Raw genomic sequence first — 17,439 nt, forward strand, 5'->3', positions numbered from 1 at the left:
GATACCTCCTACTCTAAATAATATGATAGATAAAGGGTTTTACTCCATTGCGTTCTTCTAGTCTCTTTCCTTTATCTAACCATTTTTGTTGTTCAGGAGTTAAATTATCAAGATCTACTAACATTCTAGCGTCAGTAGGACAAGTTTTAACACAATAACTAGTATCATCGTTAGTAACTTCCTGTACACAGAAAGTGCATTTAACCACCTTATTATTATTTTTGTTAATACTTCTGGCTCCATATGGACAAGCACCTACACAAACACCACATCCGATACATTTATCTTCATCTACTATTACAATCCCATCTTTTCTCTGATAAGTAGCACCATCTACTGGACAGCTAGTTACACAGGTTGGATTGTCACATTGTCCACAAAGCATTGGTTTAAATTCTAACTTAACTTGTGGGTACTTCCCTTCTTCTTTTACATTTACCCAGTTTAATTGATTTTCTTTTGGTAAATGATAAGATTGTTGACATGCTACAACACAAGCATTACAACCAACACATCTAGACTGGTTAATTATAAAGGCGTATCTTGCCATCTCTCTCCCTCACTCCTATAAAATATTAAATTATAAATTAGATAATAAAATTAATTTTCTTCATCGGTTATACTATCCTGGATATCCTTTGAAGCTTTTCTAAATTCTTTTATGCTTTTCCCAAATGATCTCCCGATCTCTGGTAATTTAGAAGGTCCAAAAATTAATAATATAACGACTAGTATTACTATAAGTTCTGTTCCACCTATTTTAGGCATAACTACACCTCCCCAGTTTTTCTTTTCCATCAAAACTTATATCTTTTAATTATATTTTACATGTTAAATAAGTAACAAAGAAAGGGGACAAAAAAAGGTTCAAAGTTATTTCAATAACTTTGAACCATAGATATACCAGGCATTATACGGTATTTTTATAATAAAAATTGCGATAAATTATACTTATCGCAATTTGTGATTTGTATCACAAGAATGAGTAAAAACACCTTCTCTTTTATGTTATAATAAATAGCGAAGTAATATTTTTCCACCAAAGTAAGATCCTATTAAAATAGATAATCCATATACCCAACCATGTAATGAAAAACAAGGGATAGCACTTAAAAAAGCCCCAATATTACAACCTCCCGATAATCTTGCACTATATCCCATTAAAAATCCACCAATAAAAGCGGAGATAAGAAATCTTTTACTTCTTGCTTTTCTTATTCTAAACTCACCTGCAGCTAAGGATCCCATAAATGACCCAATAACCATTGATATAGGTATTAAAGCCAAGGGATGCTGGAAAAATGGATTAGAACTAGAATCAAAATATAGCCAATGACTTAAGTCAAAATTTAATTTATTAACTACTCCTCCACTTATATGGGTTATTCCTGTTGTTATACTCCAAGGTACTTTCAAGGTTAAAAAGAACAGGGAATTTAAAAAAGCTAAAAGGATTGCCCCTGTGGTATAAGTCCAAGATTTTTTGATAAATCTCTGATAAAAACTAATACTTGATTTGTTATCAGTAGCAATTTTTATTTTAAAGGGTTTAATAGTTCCCCTTTCCCAATAAAAGGCTAATAAATAGATTACTAAAAGAATCCCTATCTGTAAGGCAACTGCTCCCCAAAAACTTAGTAGATCTGGTAGATAAATTACAGGTGATTTGCTTATTGAAAGCTGATACCACCATTGGTAATTATATGCTCCAACAATTGCTCCAATAAAGAAACCTATAATACCAAATAATTGCATTTGATATCCTTCACCTACACGCATTAAGGTTCCTGAAGCACATCCCCCTGCTATAACCATTCCAATCCCAAAGATAATTCCTCCAACTACAGTATGAATACCTACAGGGTATAGTTTAGGTTCGATATTGTAAGAAGGTGGAGTATAGGATATAATAAAGGCAAACAAAAGTGTAGAAATAGCTAAACATATAATCACTGCCCTAGTAACTGTGGTATTACGGATTAAAAATATATCTCTAAATCCTGCTGTAATACAAAATCTAGATCTTTGAAGAACAAAACCAAACAATATCCCAAATAACCAATAGAGAGTTTTATCTCCTATAAACCGATAAATAAAAAACATAAATATTAAGTTAACTACACCGATAATCACTGCCAAACTCAACTGATTTATCTTTAATCTTTTAAACTCATTACCTTTATCTAATTGTATATTCATATTATATATCCCCCTTTCACTTCCCCCATACATAAGGAGGCGTAATTATGAACATTGAACATCTACGTTCTTTTTCTTTAGTTGTAAAGTTAGGGAGTATCACTAAAGCTGCTAAACAATTACATGTTTCTCAACCTGCTTTAAGTCTACAAATACAAGAGTTAGAAAAAACTTTTAATTCAACTTTGTTAAATAGAACAAATAAAGGGGTATCTCCAACTCCAATAGGTGATTTAGTTTATAACTATGCCCAAAAAGTTTTACAACTCACTGAAACATTAAATAAAGAAATTTCTTCTTTACAAAATTTAGAAAGTCAAGAAATAACAGTAGGGGCTTCAGAAGCAGTAGGTGAGTTTGCTTTACCCTGTAGTGTTTATATTTTTAAAGAAAGATTTCCTAACCATGAAATTAATGTAGCGATTTGTGATACAAAATGCGTAATCGAACGGGTTATGGAAGGAACTTTACCGATGGGTATAGTTGAAGGTATAATAAATCAAGATTTATTAAAAAGTATCAAAGAAGAAGGACTGGCCCTTAAAAAAATTGGTAATGATAAATTAGTTGTTACTGCCCCCTATAATAGTCAATGGAAAACTAAAGAAAGTGTTTCTTTTGATGAATTAAAAAAGTATAATATGATATTACAACCAAAAACTTCCGGTGTAATGATGACTTTAGATAGTATTTTAAAATATTTTGGTTATTCTACCGATGAACTAAAATGTATCCTGAAATTATCAAGTATTAGTGCAATTATTTCTTCTGTTACCTCTGAACATGGTATATCAATCCTTCCTCGAATGGCAATCCGCAAAGAATTAAGACATCGGACATTAAAGGCAATAAACATAACTGATATGGATTTAGTACATCCTATCCATATAATTTATAATCCTAATAAAATACAAAACAATTTAGGTGAAACTTTCTTTAAGTTTCTTTGTTCACCGGAAAGGGGTTTTTGTTAGTTAGTTTTTTTCAATAGTTATTTGCCAAATACCCTCTTCAACTTCAATATAACTGCATTTGTAATTGTATTTCCCTTCAAAATGTTTAACTACACTTTGAATAGAACAACTATGATCTGTTTCTAAAACTAATTTTTCACCTTTATTAAGTTTCTTTAATTCTTTTTCTGCTTTTATTATTGGAATTGGGCACATTTCACCTAGAGCATCTATAAAATGCAAAGTGATCACACCTTCCTTTTCATTATCTATTTGTGATTATTATAACATCCTTTACTAATAAAAAAAAGAGCATGATTTAGGAAATCATACTCTTAAATCAAAGTTTATCCCTTAGCAAAGGAACAATTAGGAAAAACACATATATCACAATTTAAACACAGGCCTCCATATCCTAAGCTGGTGATATCCTTTCTCTTAATTTTTTCATCAATAAACACTTTTGGTAGTAACAAGTCAAATGCAGTAGTTTTGTTATACATAACACAGCCCGGTAATCCGAATATCGGTATTTCATCGAGGTATGCCAATAATATCATAGATCCTGGGAGAACCGGTGATCCATAACTTATAATTTCTGCTCCGGTAGCCTTTATCCCACCAGGGGTTTTATCATCGGGATCCACTGACATTCCTCCCGTTACTACAATTAATTGAGCCCCTTTAGCCTTCGCTTCTAATATTGAGTCTCTAATAATAGTAGTATCATCAGGAACTATTTTTTCAAATATCGCCCTAGAATCATAAAGCCTTAGTTTTTCTTTAATAACAGGAGTGAATTTGTCAGTAATTCTACCTTTATAAACTTCGCTACCTGTAGTTATAATTGCAGCATCTTTACTTTTTAAAGCCTTTACTTCAATTATCGGTTGGGATATAATATTTAGCATTTTATCTAACTTTTCTTTTTTTATAGTTAAAGGGATAATTCTACATCCCGCTAACTTTTCCCCGGCAGTAACTATTCTATTACCGTGGATAGTTGCTATAGAAACATCGCCAAAATCATTTACTTCATCTAAAATCTCTTTGTTAATTTTTAAATATCCTTTTCTTTGAGCTAAAATATTAATTTTCCCTTCTTTAGGAGGTTCTTCAAAATATACTCCCTCACCACAAATTTTGTTACCTAATGCTATAGCAGCATCATCTTCGTGGATATTATCTTCATCTAATTCAAAAACATAGATATGTTCTTTCCCTAAACGGAGTAATTTCTCCACATCCCCTGGCTGAATGATATGTCCTTTTTTAAAACCTATTCCTTTAAAGACCCCTGGCACAATTTCCGTAATGTCATGGGCAATGACTTTACCGATAGCCTCTTCAGTCTTAATTACCTTCATTTTCCTCACCCCATATAAAGTAAATCTATTTATTTACTCCATTTTTGTTATTAAATTCACAATCCTTAAATTTAATATATAACGGAGATTTTTTTATAGCAAGGGTGAGGGGTAGACAAAAACTAATCAAAATTAAAAGATTTATAGGAAAAAAAACTTAAAAAACCTTGAAGTAAAAGGGTTTCTTGAAAGTAGGAGGTATTATGAATAAAGATATAGAAATTAAATCAGCATTAGAAATGTTAATAACAGAAGTGGAACCTTTATCCCCAGTTTCTTTAAATTTAATGGATACATTAGGATATGTTTTGGCTGAAGATATTTTCTCCCCTTTAAATATCCCTCCCTTTGACAGATCTCCACTAGATGGCTTTGCCATTAGGGCTTGTGATACAGTAAAAGCTACTAAGGATGAACCTGTAACCTTTAAAATAATTGACTTTGCTGCAGCAGGGAAACCTTCAAAAATGGTTTTAGGACCATACCAAGCTATCAGAATTATGACCGGTGCTAAAATTCCTAATGGTGCTGATTTAGTAGTCCCCTTTGAAGAAACAGAATTTACTGAGGAATGGGTTAAAGTCTTCAAGACCTATAATAGTAACTCTAATATCAGTTTTATGGGGGAAGATATTAAAGAAGGTCAAAAAGTTTTGACCAAAGGTGAGGTAATTAACCCTCCAGAAATAGGGATTTTAGCCTCTGTTGGGAAAAATAAAGTGCTAGTTTATGACCGACCAAAAATTGCTATTTTAACTACCGGTGATGAACTAGTAGATATAGATAAACCATTAGAAGAAGGAAAAATTCTCAACAGTAATTCTTATACTATTGCTGCCTTAGTTAAAAGGTCGGGAGGAGTACCCTATATCTTGCCCCATTGCCCAGATAATTTAGAAAAAATTACAAATGAAATAACTTCTGCCCTTCAATGGGCTGATATCCTTATTACAACTGGTGGTGTTTCTGTTGGTGATAAAGATTATGTAATGGAATCCTTCAAAAAGGTTTGTGATAAATTTTTATTTTGGAAAGTTAAAATGAAACCAGGAACTCCTCTCACCGCTGCAAAATATAGAAATAAATTGATGATAGGTTTATCAGGAAACCCTGCTGCGGCATTTATCACCTTTGAAATATTTGTAAAACCTGTAATAAAAAAACTCAGGGGATTAGAAAAAGTTTATCCACTCCAAGTAGAATCTACATTGCTCAGTAATTTTACTAAAGTAAGAAAGCAAAACCGCTATGTTCGGGCTATCACTTATTATGATGGAGGTAAGTTTTACACTAAATTACCGGATTCCCATAGTTCTGGAGTTATTTCTAGTTTAGCAAAGGTCAATTCCCTTCTCTTTATTCCTGCAGGGATGGGACCTTTTACTAAAGGTCAGAAAATAACTGTAGAGCTTTTAGAAAGTGAGGATTTACTGCCATGATACCTGTCATTTCAGTAGTAGCCGGTTGTTCAAATTCAGGAAAAACCTTCCTCTTATGTCAAATTATTAATTCATTAAAAAATCGGGGCTATAAAGTGGCAACTATTAAACACGATGTCCATGGATTTGAAATTGACCATCCCGGCAAGGATACCTATAAACACAGGCAAGCAGGGGCAGATATTGTCATGATTTCTTCTCCTAAACAATTGGCTATGATAGAACAAGTAGAAGGAGAATATTCTTTAGATCAACTTTTGACAAAAATCAGTGGAGTAGATATCGTCTTTACTGAAGGCTATAAAAAAATGGATAAACCTAAAATTGAAGTATTTAGAAAGGGAATTTCTAAAGAACTGGTATCACCTCTAGACCAACTTATAGCTATTGTCACCGATGTCTATATTGAAAATATAAAAAAAGAAATCCCCCAATTCTCTTTTAATGAAATTGAGAAATTAGTGGATTTCATCGAAAAACAGTATTTACCTAAAGGGAACTTACCTAAATAAAAATATACCTATAACTCCAGCACCAATAATAACAGGAGCTACATCTATTTTAGTGAAAGTCATCACTAAAAAAGCTATAAAGGCTAATACTATCCCTTTTAGATCAAAATTAGAACCACCCATAGCTTTATAAGCAAAGCTGATTAATAACCCTACTGTGGCAAATTGGACTCCTTTGATAAATTTGTCACTGTAGGGTATTTTATTCATCTTCAACAATACACTATATAGCAATAACATCAACACTACAGGGACAATCATACTTGATAATACTGCTACGATTACTCCCAAAATACCAGCAACTTTATAGCCAGTATAAGTAGCCAATTTAACGGAAATAGCCCCTGGAATACCTTGGGTCACCCCTAGGATCTGTAGAAATTCATCTTCCATAAGCCAATTATTACGGACAACTACCTCGTTTTTAATTATCGGTATAAGTGTATAACCACCACCGATAGAAAGTAACCCAACTTTAAAGAATGCTATTGCTAAATTTATTAACTCCATAAAAATTCACCTCCCCAAAGTCTCTTTAAAGCCCTCTATAAAACTCATTTTTAAAGTTCCTGATCTTTTTTATCCCCTCAATTTCTGCCAATATTTTAGCCTTATCCTTATTTAATATCCCTTTTAATGGAACATAATTTGAGGCATGATTACATCTAAAAACACAGTTTTCTAAATCTAAATTTTCTATCATCAACCTTAACTCTTCCATAATTTCATCTGGTGATAATAACTCAAACTCTCCCCTTTGAACTTCTTTTGCTAAAGGTGTATCCCCTTCTAACATCAAAGTTAAAGGTGAAAAATAGTTAGGATTAATAGCACTAATAACTTCAGCTGTTTTTTCAGCATGACTTCGCCAGAGTTTTTTACCACCTAATCCTAATATTACCATTGTAGAAAGTTGAAATCCAGCATCTATAGCCTTTTTCCCAGCTATAATCATCTCTTCTGAGGTAACCCCTTTATTTACCTTTTTTAGTACTCCATCACAGCCACTTTCTACTCCAAGGTATAAAAGGGATAAGCCAGCTTTTTGAAGTTCTTTAAGTTCGTCTAAGCCTTTTTTTAAGAGGTCCTTAGGAGCAGCATAGCAGCTTATCCTTTGGAGGTAAGGAAAGTTATCCTTTAGATCCTGTAAAACTTCTAACAAAACAGGGGTGGGGAGTACTAAAGCATTCCCATCTGCCAAAAAAATTCTAGAGGCATCGGGATATTGTTCCTTTCCCCAATTTATGTGTTCTTTTATTTCCTCTATTGATTTGATGTAAAAATTTTTATCTTTATACATATAACAAAAAGTACATTTGTTATGGGAACAACCATGGCTTAGCTGTAAAATCAAACTGTATGCTTCACTAGGTGGTCTATATAATGGATAGTTGTACATATTTTCAACTCCTTATACTTCCTTCAAACTTCAATCATTAACTATATTTAAACTATATCATAAATTCAACCTTAATTCAACCTTCTGAAAATAAATATTAAAAATACCCCCAATTTCCTTAAAGAAAATCAGGGGGTATTTTTTAATCAATTAGCCCTTCACTTCTTAGCCAATTCCTAGCAACATCTCGAGGATTTTCCCCATCTAAGTCAACTTTAGCATTTAATTTCTGCATAGTTTCATCTGTCAGTCTTCCTGCTAATCTATTAATAACTTCCTCTAATTGAGGGTATTTTTCAAGGGTATCTATTCTAATTATTGGTACTGCATAGTAAGGGGGAAAGAAGTTTTTATCATCTTCCAAAGTTTTTAGGTCAAAGGCTACTATCCTTCCATCTGTTGAAAAAGCATCATTTACATCGGCAGCACCATCTCTAACAGCAGCATAGGTTAACCCTGGGTCTAGACCTCTAGTATCACCAAAGGTTATTCCATAAACTTCTTGCAGACCTAAATAACCATCATTTCTTTCTAAAAATTCATGGGTAGCACCTAATGTTAGGTCTCCGGCATAGGGTACTAAATCACTTATAGTTTCTACTCCTAGCTCTTCAGCATGGGCTCTCCTCATCGCTAGAACGTAAGTGTTGTTAAATCCTAAAGGCTCTAACCACTTAATTCCAAAGTTTTCTTCATACTTTTTAGCGACTATCTCATAAACCTTTTGACTATCATTTATAGGTTCTAAGCCTAATAAGTTGATATAGGCAGTTCCAGTATACTCGACATAGATGTCTAAATCGCCACGGCGAATTGCTCCATCTACAATATTGGTTCCTCCTAGATAGTTTCTATAATTTACAGAGATATCGGTATTATTTTCAATTAATTCTCCTAACATATATACTAAGATATCTTGTTCGGTAAAATCTTTACCTCCAATAGAAATACCATCTCTTCCACTATTACAACCTACTGAAATTAACATTATCCCTATTATCAATAATGGGAAAATAAGTTTTTTCTTTAAATTAAACATTCACACTTCCTCCTTCAAAAACTTTTATTTTCTCAACCCCCTTGGAGTTGTTATCCACTCTAATTTCTTTATGCCATAATCAAAGGCAATTGCCAATAAAGCTGCGGGAATAGCACCGGCTAAAATTAAACTATCATTACTTGTAGAAATTCCTCTGAAAATAAATTCACCCATACCTCCAGCTCCTGCTAAAGAAGCTAGTGTAGCTACTCCGATGATTAGAACTGTTGATGTCCTTATACCTGCTACAATAACCGATAGTGCCAATGGTAGCTGTACTTTGAATAAAATCTGTTTATCTGTCATCCCCATACCCCTACCGGCGTCGATAATAGCAGGGTCAACATTTACAATTCCTGTATATGTGTTCCGCAATATTGGTAAAAGCCCATAAATAGTGAGGGCTACTATAGCCGGTCTCATACTGATTCCTAAAATAGGAATTAAAAATCCTAGTAAGGCTAGAGAAGGTATAGTTTGAACTATTGCAGTTAATCCAATTACAGGATCAGCTATTTTTTTATGACGGGTTAAAAAGATCCCTAAAGGAACTGATATAGCTACAGCTATACCAAGGGAGATAAGGGATAATTGTATATGTTGAAAAAGGTATAATAATACCTCATCGGTACGGGTAGTTAATATCCTAAAAAAGCCTAATAAACCTTCCATAATTTCTTCACCTCTTTGTTTATTCTCATTAAATTATATCTGCCAAAATTTTAACTAAACTAGCCCTTGTAACCACTCCTAACACTTTGTTTTCATCATCAATTACTGGAACGAAAGAAACTTCATGCTCGTTTATTATATTTAATACCTCTTCAACTGATTGGTTAATTTTAACTACTGGGTATTCATTTTTCATTACATCCTTTAAAGTTAAGTCTGGATTTTGATAATTTTGTTGTACATTCCATAGGGGAGCGACCCCTAAATATTTACCTTTTTCTGTGATTATTAAAGTATCAACTTTATTTTTAATCATGGTATTTAGAGCTCCTACCAGGCCTTTATCAGCCCTTTCCTTTACAGCCCTATCCATTATTACTTCAATAGCTGGAAACCCGTTGTTGGTTTTTAACCGATCTTTACCGATAAAATCTCTAACAAAGTCGTTTACTGGTTTTCTTAAAATATTTTCCGGTGTATCGATTTGTACAACTTCTCCATCTTTCATTATACAAATTCTATCAGCAATTTTTAGGGCTTCATCCATATCATGGGTAACAAAAACGATGGTTTTTTTAATCTCTTCTTGCAGATTTACCAATTCTTCTTGTAATTGATCTCTACTTATAGGGTCTAAAGCACTGAAAGGCTCATCCATTAAGATTATATTGGGATCTGCTGCCAAGGCTCTAATAACACCTACCCTCTGCTGTTGGCCTCCACTTAATTCACTTGGATAGCGATTTTTATATGTCTGTGGAGCCAAACCTACCATTTCTAACAGCTCATCTACCCTTTTTTCGTATTTTTCTGGGTCCATCTTTTTTAATTTAGGTACTAAAGCCACATTTTCCCCTATAGTCATATGGGGAAAAAGACCGATATTTTGGATGACATAACCGATATTCCTTCTAAGGGTTACAGGATTGATTTTTTGTATATCTTCACCGTTTATATAAATTTTCCCATCTGTAGGTTCAATTAACCTATTGATCATTCTCATAGTAGTTGTTTTTCCACAACCACTGGGACCTATGAGAACTAAAAGTTCTCCTTTTTTTACTTCAAAGTTAATATCCTTTAAAGCTTCAAATCCATCATTGTAAACTTTTTTAACATTTTCAAATCTAATCATTACCATTTCCCCTTTCATCACAACACTATTAATGTTAACATAATATTCCTGTCTGCTCAAAAGGGCTATGGAGTTCTAAGGAAGAGGATTGTAAAGAAAATTATCGATAAATCAGATAATATTGCTTTTTCTTATAAATCCTCCCATATACTCCCATATACTCCTTTATTCTAAAATTAAAAGCAAGATCTATTGATTACAATAAATCTTGCTTAAAGTTATTTCTCTTATAAACCAGCTTTTAAAGATTCTTTTAAATCTTCATCAGGGGTACTTATTGGTTTGATATTAAAGGTATCAACTAAATACTGTAATACATTGGGGGAAATAAAGGCTGGTAAGCTTGGCCCTAAATACATTCCTTTAATACCTAATGATAATAAGGCTAGTAATACAGCTACTGCCTTTTGTTCATACCAAGATAATACGATAGTGAGGGGTAGTGAATTGACATCGGTTTGGAAAGCATCTGCTAAAGCTGTCGCTACCCTTATTGCAGAATAAGAGTCATTGCATTGACCAACATCTAACAAGCGAGGTAACCCAGCTACAGTACCAAAATCTAGTTTATTGAATCGGTATTTTCCACAAGCTAAAGTTAATATTATGCAATCTTCAGGAACCTTTTGGGCAAATTCTGTATAATAATTTCTGCCAGGTTTTGCTCCATCACACCCACCTATTAAAAAGAAATGCCGTATTTGACCTTCTTTTACAGCCTAAACTATTTTTTCAGCATGGGATAATATTTCATGGTGTCCAAAACCAACTAAAATTTCTTGTTCTTTTTCATCTTCCTTAAAACCACCTAATTCAATAGCTTTATTGATAATTTCGGTGAAATCTTTAGTCCCATCTTCTTTTAATTCAATGTGTTTAATTCCATCCCATCCTACTACATTTGTGGTATAGAGCCTATCTTTATAAGTATCCCTAGGTTTCATTAAACAATTAGTTGTCATTAAAATACAACCTGGTATTCCATCAAACTCTTTTTGCTGATTTTGCCATGCAGAACCAAAGTTTCCTACAAAGTGTTTATATTTTTTAAGCTCTGGGTAACCGTGGGCTGGAAGCATTTCGCCGTGGGTATAAATGTTAACCCCTTTACCTTCTGATTGCTGCAATAATTGTTCAAGATCCCTTAAGTCATGGCCAGAGACTATTATAAATGGGCCTTTTTTCTTGGTAACTGTTACTTTTTGCATCTTCGGATTTTTGTACTTAGTGGTATTAGCTTCATCGAGGATACTCATAACTTCGACTGCCATCTCTCCAGTTCTCATAGCCATTCTAATATAGTCATCTAAATTCATCCGTTCATTGGTTAATGACTCTAAGGCATAGAAGTAAAAATCATCTACTTGATCACTGTGGTGATTGATATATCTCCCTTGATGACCATATGCACTAATTCCTTTTATTCCGTAGAGTATGGTAGAACGGAGGGAACGAATATCTGGATCTAAGTCTTGATCATACATAATCCCTGCTTTAATGGAATCTCTCAACATATCTTCTTTAGTACCACTTAAGTTATATGTAGCTTCATCTGGATAGTTACCCTCAGGGGCTCTACTTCTAAGTTCCTCTTTAATTCTTTGGGATTCCTTAAGTAAATTTACATGGTAATCTGCATCAAAGTTTACATTAGTCAATGTGGTAAACAGGGCATTTTCCACAAATTTTACGATTTCCTTTTGGATTTTGTACATGGTCTAAAATAAAGCTATAAAAAAATTAGTCTTTATTTATTCTCTGATAACGTAAAATATCAACAGTATAAGCTGAATTATCGAAAAAAGAAAAATTAATCCAAACAATACTGCGTTGTAATAATTAAAAACAAGCATAATAATTAGTATTAGGTTTACAGCTAAAAACAAGAAGCGAGCTACAGTAAGTTCATCATTTTTTCTTGTTTTAATGGTTTGGATGCTAGTTGAAATTAAAGAAACTAACAACATAAATAAAAGAAACCATTGAAAAATCCCATTCATCCTTTATCTTCCTCTCTTTAAAAGTAATTCTTTATATATTGCTTATAGCCAATATACCAGTTATAGACCTCAATGGAATATTTGACATCATCCCTCAATTCTTCTTCATTATCGGTATTAACTAAGTCACCATCTTCTGGATCATCAAGGTTTAACAGTTTATGTATCTTCCTAAGCTCACCACCAAAAGCAATAAGTCTGCGATTTGCTAAGGCTCCATCAAGTTCTAGCACTGTTTTATCTGTTAAATCCTTATTATTCTCGATTAGATAATCAGTATCTTTAACAGCATATTTTACAGTTTCTGCAACAGATTTAGCTGTTTGTTTTTTGGTACCTGTTTTAAATGCTCTAACATCAACAACAGGTGTATAATCGACCTTTAAACAATCCTTCCAAAGGCTTGTCCATTCTTCCTGCGATAAATAAAGGTCTGTTTTTTTAAAATAACTTTTATTAACCATCAAGATTATGTGTAACCTATAAGCTCTAAACCAACCCTTAACAGCTTTTTTAACCTTGGCTTTTAACACAAGTTTTTTAAAAGCATAAAACAAATTATCAATTTGCCTGCTTAACTCATGTCCTTCAATGTTTTTACAAGTTATAGTTAGAAAAAATATAAAGCGATACTCCTGCTCTTGAAGGGCATAGTCCATAACTTTTGAAACTTGACCGAATATTTTAAGCGACCTTCTCCAGTTACAGATAGAACATAACCTCACCTGGCAAGATTTCATACTGTGCAATTTCCTTTCACCAGTATGATAATTCACTTTAAAGCTAAGTTCACAACTACAATATTTAACCCTAAAAGCCTTGTCTTTCAATCCGATTCGCTTATAACTATCTGCTAGTTGTAGAGTAAGCAACTTTTTTTCTCTCCAAGGTTGTTATTTTCCGTTTTTTACATCTTTTAGGACTTCACTTGATTTAGTATTTATGCTATTATTGTGGTACATAATAAAAAATGCTCCTTTCGTTAGGGCTATCCTCTCGGAAGGATAAAAAATCCTCTTGGTTATTTGGTTTGGATTCGACACCTAAATCATAACACGAGGGATTTTTTATGTCTAGAGATAATTTCCACCCTAAAAAACACTAAAAAAAGACCTATAAACACTGATATTAAAGGCTTTTTAAGGGATTTATGAATCTTGCTAGTGTTCACATAGTATTAAATATAAGAAAAACCCTAAAAAACCATTAAAAAAAAGCGCCATTCGGCGCACTTAAGTTCATTTATATTTTATAGTGCTCTCCATGAAGTCCTATATAATCTTTGGGATACATTTCTGCTCCACAACTCTCACAGCTAAATCTAGGCGGTATTGATGTATCTCCATCATCCATCATATCAAAGTATTCCACTACTTCCTTGGGAACTTTTTCTACAATCTTGCACCCCAAACAAACATACTCTATAAAATTCTTTGAGTTTGAACGTGCCCCTGTCAAGTAGACAGCAGAAAAAAATAAAATTACCAAGGTGTCAATCAACTAGTTTTGATTGACATCTTTTTTGCACTTTAATCCAAATATATTTCTCGAACCTGTTAACTTAGGGTCGTTGTACCACTCTAGACTTGTATTCTTAGGCAGAAGTTAATTGTAAACTTGCAAAATAAATAATAAGCAAATGAAAGATTTTAATCAAAATAAAATTACTAATCCATATATCTTTCCCTAAGATAATTTGATAAAATATTTTCAAAATATTTTAGGGGAGGATTTTTTTATGCAATATATACACGATTTTAAAATTAGTATTAAAACATATTGTGAGAATAATATACACAATGATTATCCAGAATTTAATATATGTCCTATGTGTAAAGCCCATGTAAATCTTGAAAAAAAAGGATTTTACAAACGTTATGCTATTACTTTACATAATATATATCAAATTAAAATTAGAAGATATTATTGCCCTTGCTGTAAGAAAACTCTATCTATTTTACCTTCTTTTCTTTTGCCACGTTATCAGTATTCACTTGAGGTTATTATGGAGTGTTTAGAAATTCTTATCCTTAACAAAAAACAACATGTACCTTTTTATCGGCAGTTAATGTTTTTTTACAAAAAGAGATTTTTGAAGAATTTGCCTAAATATATTGCTTTTTTCCGAGATTTTAAGAAGGAAGAGGTCTTTAGCAGTAATAAAAAAGAAAAGGCCATAAAATTGTTTAAAATGATCTCTTCCTTCCCCAAGGAAAACTTCGCAAAAAAGTTTTACGATCACTTTCAAACAAATTTTATGGCAATTTAATTTTACTATAAAAATTGAAAAAAAGAAAGGTTTTTTAAAAAAACAGCTTATTTGCTTTGTCATGGGAAAGAAAGTCATATAAAATTGTATTTACAGAGGTTAACCGGTTAATCTCCTTAAATATTCAATTTTAAGGAGGCATTTCAATGACTGAAAATGACAGAGAACAAATAGCTTTATTTCGTTATGGGCTAATTGCACCTATTTTAAATGGACAAGTAGAAAAACAGAAAGATTATTTAGCTAAAATTTCTGCCATTACTCATCAAGTTCCTTATTATGGTATCAAGGAATTTACACCAAAGACTATAGAAATGTGGTTACGGGCTTATCGTAGGGAAGGTTTCAATGGTTTAAAACCTAAGCCTCGTAATGATAAAGGTAGTAGCAGAAGTATTTCACCTGAGTTAAAAGAGAAAATTTTAAGTGCTAGAAAAGAAAACTTAGGGCTTTCAGTAAAACTTTTTTATGATCAATTAGTTTTAAAAGGTACTATAACCCCTAATATTATTTCTTATTCTACTATGTATCGTTTTTTGAAAGCAGAAGGACTTTTAGGTAAAGAAGCTTTAAAAGAGCCACAGAGAAAAAGGTTTTCTTATGATAAAGTAAATGTTTTGTGGCAAGGTGATATGGCAGTTGGTCCTTATTTAAGGGTAGATGGTAAAAAGATAAAAACATTTTTATTCGCATTTATTGATGATTGTTCAAGGATAATACCTTTTGCAGCTTTTGTCACTTCTGAAAAGTTCAGTTCTGTGCGAAAAGTTTTTAGCGAGGCATTATTGAGAAGAGGTATTCCTAAAATATTGTACTTAGATAATGGTAAGGTTTATCGCTCAGATCAGTTACATTTAGCTTGCGCTTCATTAGGTATAACTTTGACTCATACAAAGCCATATGATGCCGCTAGTAAAGGTAAGATTGAACGTTTTTTTCTAACTATGAGAAAACGTTTTTTACCTTTACTCAAAGAAGAGGATTTGACAAGTATTGATAATCTAAATAGAAAGTTTTGGCAATGGCTTGAGGAAGATTACCATCGTAAGATTCATAGTTCATTAAATATGACCCCTTTAGATAAGTTTATGTCTCAGATGAGTGAAGTTAAAATGGTAGATGATCCTACTTCTTTAAAACACTTATTTTTAAAAAGAGAGTATCGAAAAGTAAAACATGATGGTACAATTTCTGTTAATTGTAATCTTTACGAGGTACCTGCTCAATTGATTGGTGAAAAAATTCAAATTAGGTTTGATCCTGAAACCTTTGAAGAAATACTTATCTACAAAGAAGATCTTTTCTTAGGATTAGCTAAAAAAGTCAATTTTGCTGATAATGCCAAAGTTAAAAGGGGAATAGATTCTCAACAAAGTTTACTTAGCTTTAGAAAAATCCATTCAATTGAAAGAAGTGCTAATAATGTATAGAACTTTTTATTCTTTAACTAAAACCCCTTTTAACAAAGAAGTGGCAACTAAAGACCTATTTCCTTCTGAAAATTTTTCAGAAACAATGGCACGTTTAACATACTTAAAAGACACTAGAGGAATCGGTGTTTTAACTGGTGAACCAGGAGCTGGAAAAACTTCTGCTCTTAGACATTTTGTCAATAATCTTAATCCTTCTTTATTTAAACCCATATATTTTCCTATGTCTACCGGAACTGTCTTAGATTTTTATAGAGGATTGACTATGGAATTAGGTGAAGAACCTTCTTTTCGCAAAGTAGATCTCTTTAAACAAATTCAACGGGTTATTTATTCTTCGTTTTATGAAAAGAAGATAACACCTGTACTTATTTTAGATGAAATGCAAATGTCCTCTAATAAGTTTCTTACTGATATTAGTATCTTGTTTAACTTCTCAATGGATTCTGAAAATCCATTTGTTTTAATACTATCAGGGCTGCCTTTTTTAATGGACAGACTATCTTTAAACCAAAATCAACCTTTAGCTCAAAGGATTGTAATGAGATATAAAATGGCTCCTCTCAAAAAAGAAGAAGTAAAAAGTTATATAGAACATCATCTTAAAATAGCCGGTGCTACCCATGAAATTTTTACTCCTCATGCTATAGAAGCTATTGCATCAAGGTCTAGAGGCTGGCCAAGAATTATTAATAATTTAGCAACTAATGCACTTTTATTAGGATATCAGTTTAAAGCAAATATCATTAATGAAGAAATAGTATTTAAAGCTTGTGAGGAAACTGGACTATGATGGGTAAGTTAGTTTATTCTAAAGAAAAAGAACGTTGGTTTTTCAAAGGAAAAGAAAATCAATTTCCTATCAATTGTGGAGAGCATCTTCAAATAAAAATTTTTAATAAGTATAGACCTTGTAGAGTGGAGTTAGCACATGATTGGTACGTTATATTAGATAATATCTCTTTTGTTTTATTTAAATCCTTTAGCTATGATGTTAAATATTATTAGCGGCTTTTTAGTCGCTT

At 32.5% G+C, this 17,439-nt stretch carries 19 protein-coding genes and 1 pseudogene; 7 read left to right on the plus strand and 13 right to left on the minus strand.

The features are described from left to right. Positions 1 to 13: 13 nt before the first annotated feature. The 3 genes from BMX60_RS02355 to BMX60_RS02365 all read right to left on the minus strand — a co-directional run bounded on the left by BMX60_RS02355 (position 14) and on the right by BMX60_RS02365 (position 2,199). Positions 14 to 550, minus strand: coding sequence for a 4Fe-4S dicluster domain-containing protein (locus BMX60_RS02355; protein WP_091348732.1), 537 nt, complete (start codon positions 548 to 550; stop codon positions 14 to 16). A 50-nt stretch (positions 551 to 600) separates the two neighbouring features. Next, positions 601 to 768 (minus strand): twin-arginine translocase TatA/TatE family subunit, encoded by a 168-nt coding sequence (gene tatA, locus BMX60_RS02360; protein ID WP_091348734.1) that lies wholly within the window; start codon positions 766 to 768, stop codon positions 601 to 603. A 240-nt stretch (positions 769 to 1,008) separates the two neighbouring features. Next, positions 1,009 to 2,199, minus strand: coding sequence for a YeeE/YedE family protein (locus tag BMX60_RS02365; protein WP_177159659.1), 1,191 nt, complete (start codon positions 2,197 to 2,199; stop codon positions 1,009 to 1,011). A gap of 47 nt (positions 2,200 to 2,246) precedes the next feature. Between BMX60_RS02365 and BMX60_RS02370 the strand changes: the two genes are divergently transcribed. Beyond that, a complete protein-coding gene (locus BMX60_RS02370) occupies positions 2,247 to 3,173 on the plus strand; it encodes a LysR substrate-binding domain-containing protein (RefSeq protein WP_091348739.1) in 927 nt (308 codons plus the stop codon). On the opposite strand, the gene BMX60_RS02375 is transcribed toward BMX60_RS02370, so the two are convergent. Next, positions 3,174 to 3,395 carry a sulfurtransferase TusA family protein gene (locus BMX60_RS02375; protein WP_207648377.1) on the minus strand — a complete coding sequence of 74 codons (222 nt, stop codon included), beginning with the start codon at positions 3,393 to 3,395 and terminating at the stop codon, positions 3,174 to 3,176. It lies immediately after the preceding gene. A 104-nt stretch (positions 3,396 to 3,499) separates the two neighbouring features. Further along, positions 3,500 to 4,519 carry a molybdopterin-binding protein gene (locus BMX60_RS02380; RefSeq protein WP_091348741.1) on the minus strand — a complete coding sequence of 340 codons (1,020 nt, stop codon included), beginning with the start codon at positions 4,517 to 4,519 and terminating at the stop codon, positions 3,500 to 3,502. A 203-nt stretch (positions 4,520 to 4,722) separates the two neighbouring features. Between BMX60_RS02380 and BMX60_RS02385 the strand changes: the two genes are divergently transcribed. Then, positions 4,723 to 5,958, plus strand: a complete 1,236-nt coding sequence (locus BMX60_RS02385; RefSeq protein WP_091348744.1) for a molybdopterin molybdotransferase MoeA — start codon at positions 4,723 to 4,725, stop codon at positions 5,956 to 5,958. Then, entirely contained in the window at positions 5,955 to 6,470 is a 516-nt protein-coding gene (gene mobB, locus BMX60_RS02390; protein ID WP_091348747.1) for a molybdopterin-guanine dinucleotide biosynthesis protein B, read from the plus strand. Before BMX60_RS02385 ends, mobB begins: the two co-directional genes overlap by 4 nt. Here mobB and BMX60_RS02395 read toward each other — a convergent pair. The 8 genes and pseudogenes from BMX60_RS02395 to BMX60_RS02435 form a co-directional block, all read right to left on the minus strand. Further along, positions 6,459 to 6,980 carry a chromate transporter gene (locus BMX60_RS02395; protein ID WP_091348750.1) on the minus strand — a complete coding sequence of 174 codons (522 nt, stop codon included), beginning with the start codon at positions 6,978 to 6,980 and terminating at the stop codon, positions 6,459 to 6,461. The genes mobB and BMX60_RS02395 overlap by 12 nt on opposite strands. A 25-nt stretch (positions 6,981 to 7,005) precedes the next feature. Next, positions 7,006 to 7,869 (minus strand): radical SAM protein, encoded by an 864-nt coding sequence (locus BMX60_RS02400; protein ID WP_091348753.1) that lies wholly within the window; start codon positions 7,867 to 7,869, stop codon positions 7,006 to 7,008. A gap of 142 nt (positions 7,870 to 8,011) precedes the next feature. After that, positions 8,012 to 8,908, minus strand: a complete 897-nt coding sequence (locus BMX60_RS02405; RefSeq protein ID WP_091348756.1) for an ABC transporter substrate-binding protein — start codon at positions 8,906 to 8,908, stop codon at positions 8,012 to 8,014. A gap of 24 nt (positions 8,909 to 8,932) precedes the next feature. Further along, complete coding sequence (locus tag BMX60_RS02410) at positions 8,933 to 9,580, minus strand: ABC transporter permease (protein WP_091348760.1); 648 nt, start codon at positions 9,578 to 9,580, stop codon at positions 8,933 to 8,935. Positions 9,581 to 9,608: 28 nt separating this feature from the next. Beyond that, positions 9,609 to 10,715: an ABC transporter ATP-binding protein gene (locus BMX60_RS02415; RefSeq protein ID WP_091348763.1), complete on the minus strand. Its 1,107-nt coding sequence runs from the start codon at positions 10,713 to 10,715 to the stop codon at positions 9,609 to 9,611. 227 nt (positions 10,716 to 10,942) lie between these two features. Next, a pseudogene (hcp, locus tag BMX60_RS02420) lies at positions 10,943 to 12,421 on the minus strand (hydroxylamine reductase); the annotation flags it as partial. A gap of 311 nt (positions 12,422 to 12,732) precedes the next feature. Beyond that, positions 12,733 to 13,587, minus strand: coding sequence for a protein rep (locus BMX60_RS02430; RefSeq protein WP_091348769.1), 855 nt, complete (start codon positions 13,585 to 13,587; stop codon positions 12,733 to 12,735). 370 nt (positions 13,588 to 13,957) lie between these two features. Then, a complete protein-coding gene (locus tag BMX60_RS02435) occupies positions 13,958 to 14,125 on the minus strand; it encodes a hypothetical protein (protein WP_242945691.1) in 168 nt (55 codons plus the stop codon). Positions 14,126 to 14,453: 328 nt separating this feature from the next. Between BMX60_RS02435 and BMX60_RS02440 the strand changes: the two genes are divergently transcribed. From BMX60_RS02440 to BMX60_RS02455, 4 genes are all read left to right on the plus strand, one after another. Beyond that, complete coding sequence (locus BMX60_RS02440; protein ID WP_091348772.1) at positions 14,454 to 14,984, plus strand: DUF6431 domain-containing protein; 531 nt, start codon at positions 14,454 to 14,456, stop codon at positions 14,982 to 14,984. A gap of 146 nt (positions 14,985 to 15,130) precedes the next feature. Continuing rightward, positions 15,131 to 16,414 carry a DDE-type integrase/transposase/recombinase gene (locus tag BMX60_RS02445; RefSeq protein ID WP_091348774.1) on the plus strand — a complete coding sequence of 428 codons (1,284 nt, stop codon included), beginning with the start codon at positions 15,131 to 15,133 and terminating at the stop codon, positions 16,412 to 16,414. Beyond that, a complete protein-coding gene (locus BMX60_RS02450; protein WP_072907632.1) occupies positions 16,407 to 17,207 on the plus strand; it encodes an ExeA family protein in 801 nt (266 codons plus the stop codon). The genes BMX60_RS02445 and BMX60_RS02450 overlap by 8 nt, the downstream gene beginning before the upstream one ends. Next, positions 17,204 to 17,422: a DUF5348 domain-containing protein gene (locus BMX60_RS02455; RefSeq protein WP_091348776.1), complete on the plus strand. Its 219-nt coding sequence runs from the start codon at positions 17,204 to 17,206 to the stop codon at positions 17,420 to 17,422. The genes BMX60_RS02450 and BMX60_RS02455 overlap by 4 nt, the downstream gene beginning before the upstream one ends. Positions 17,423 to 17,439: the final 17 nt, after the last annotated feature.

Origin of the sequence: Anaerobranca gottschalkii DSM 13577, assembly GCF_900111575.1 — a bacterium.
GTDB classification, from domain to species: Bacteria; Bacillota; Proteinivoracia; order Proteinivoracales; family Proteinivoracaceae; genus Anaerobranca; species Anaerobranca gottschalkii.

What these genes read in the sequence shown, in the direction of transcription:
- BMX60_RS02405 (WP_091348756.1), bottom strand. Translation starts at nt 8,908, where the DNA reads ATGTTTAATTTAAAGAAAAAACTTATTTTCCCATTATTGATAATAGGG.
- BMX60_RS02445 (WP_091348774.1), top strand. Translation starts at nt 15,131, where the DNA reads ATGACTGAAAATGACAGAGAACAAATAGCTTTATTTCGTTATGGGCTA.
- BMX60_RS02440 (WP_091348772.1), top strand. Translation starts at nt 14,454, where the DNA reads ATGCAATATATACACGATTTTAAAATTAGTATTAAAACATATTGTGAG.
- BMX60_RS02365 (WP_177159659.1), bottom strand. Translation starts at nt 2,199, where the DNA reads ATGAATATACAATTAGATAAAGGTAATGAGTTTAAAAGATTAAAGATA.
- tatA (WP_091348734.1), bottom strand. Translation starts at nt 768, where the DNA reads ATGCCTAAAATAGGTGGAACAGAACTTATAGTAATACTAGTCGTTATA.
- BMX60_RS02415 (WP_091348763.1), bottom strand. Translation starts at nt 10,715, where the DNA reads ATGATTAGATTTGAAAATGTTAAAAAAGTTTACAATGATGGATTTGAA.
- BMX60_RS02450 (WP_072907632.1), top strand. Translation starts at nt 16,407, where the DNA reads ATGTATAGAACTTTTTATTCTTTAACTAAAACCCCTTTTAACAAAGAA.
- BMX60_RS02355 (WP_091348732.1), bottom strand. Translation starts at nt 550, where the DNA reads ATGGCAAGATACGCCTTTATAATTAACCAGTCTAGATGTGTTGGTTGT.
- BMX60_RS02380 (WP_091348741.1), bottom strand. Translation starts at nt 4,519, where the DNA reads ATGAAGGTAATTAAGACTGAAGAGGCTATCGGTAAAGTCATTGCCCAT.
- mobB (WP_091348747.1), top strand. Translation starts at nt 5,955, where the DNA reads ATGATACCTGTCATTTCAGTAGTAGCCGGTTGTTCAAATTCAGGAAAA.
- BMX60_RS02370 (WP_091348739.1), top strand. Translation starts at nt 2,247, where the DNA reads ATGAACATTGAACATCTACGTTCTTTTTCTTTAGTTGTAAAGTTAGGG.
- BMX60_RS02395 (WP_091348750.1), bottom strand. Translation starts at nt 6,980, where the DNA reads ATGGAGTTAATAAATTTAGCAATAGCATTCTTTAAAGTTGGGTTACTT.
- BMX60_RS02400 (WP_091348753.1), bottom strand. Translation starts at nt 7,869, where the DNA reads ATGTACAACTATCCATTATATAGACCACCTAGTGAAGCATACAGTTTG.
- BMX60_RS02385 (WP_091348744.1), top strand. Translation starts at nt 4,723, where the DNA reads ATGAATAAAGATATAGAAATTAAATCAGCATTAGAAATGTTAATAACA.
- BMX60_RS02455 (WP_091348776.1), top strand. Translation starts at nt 17,204, where the DNA reads ATGATGGGTAAGTTAGTTTATTCTAAAGAAAAAGAACGTTGGTTTTTC.
- BMX60_RS02410 (WP_091348760.1), bottom strand. Translation starts at nt 9,580, where the DNA reads ATGGAAGGTTTATTAGGCTTTTTTAGGATATTAACTACCCGTACCGAT.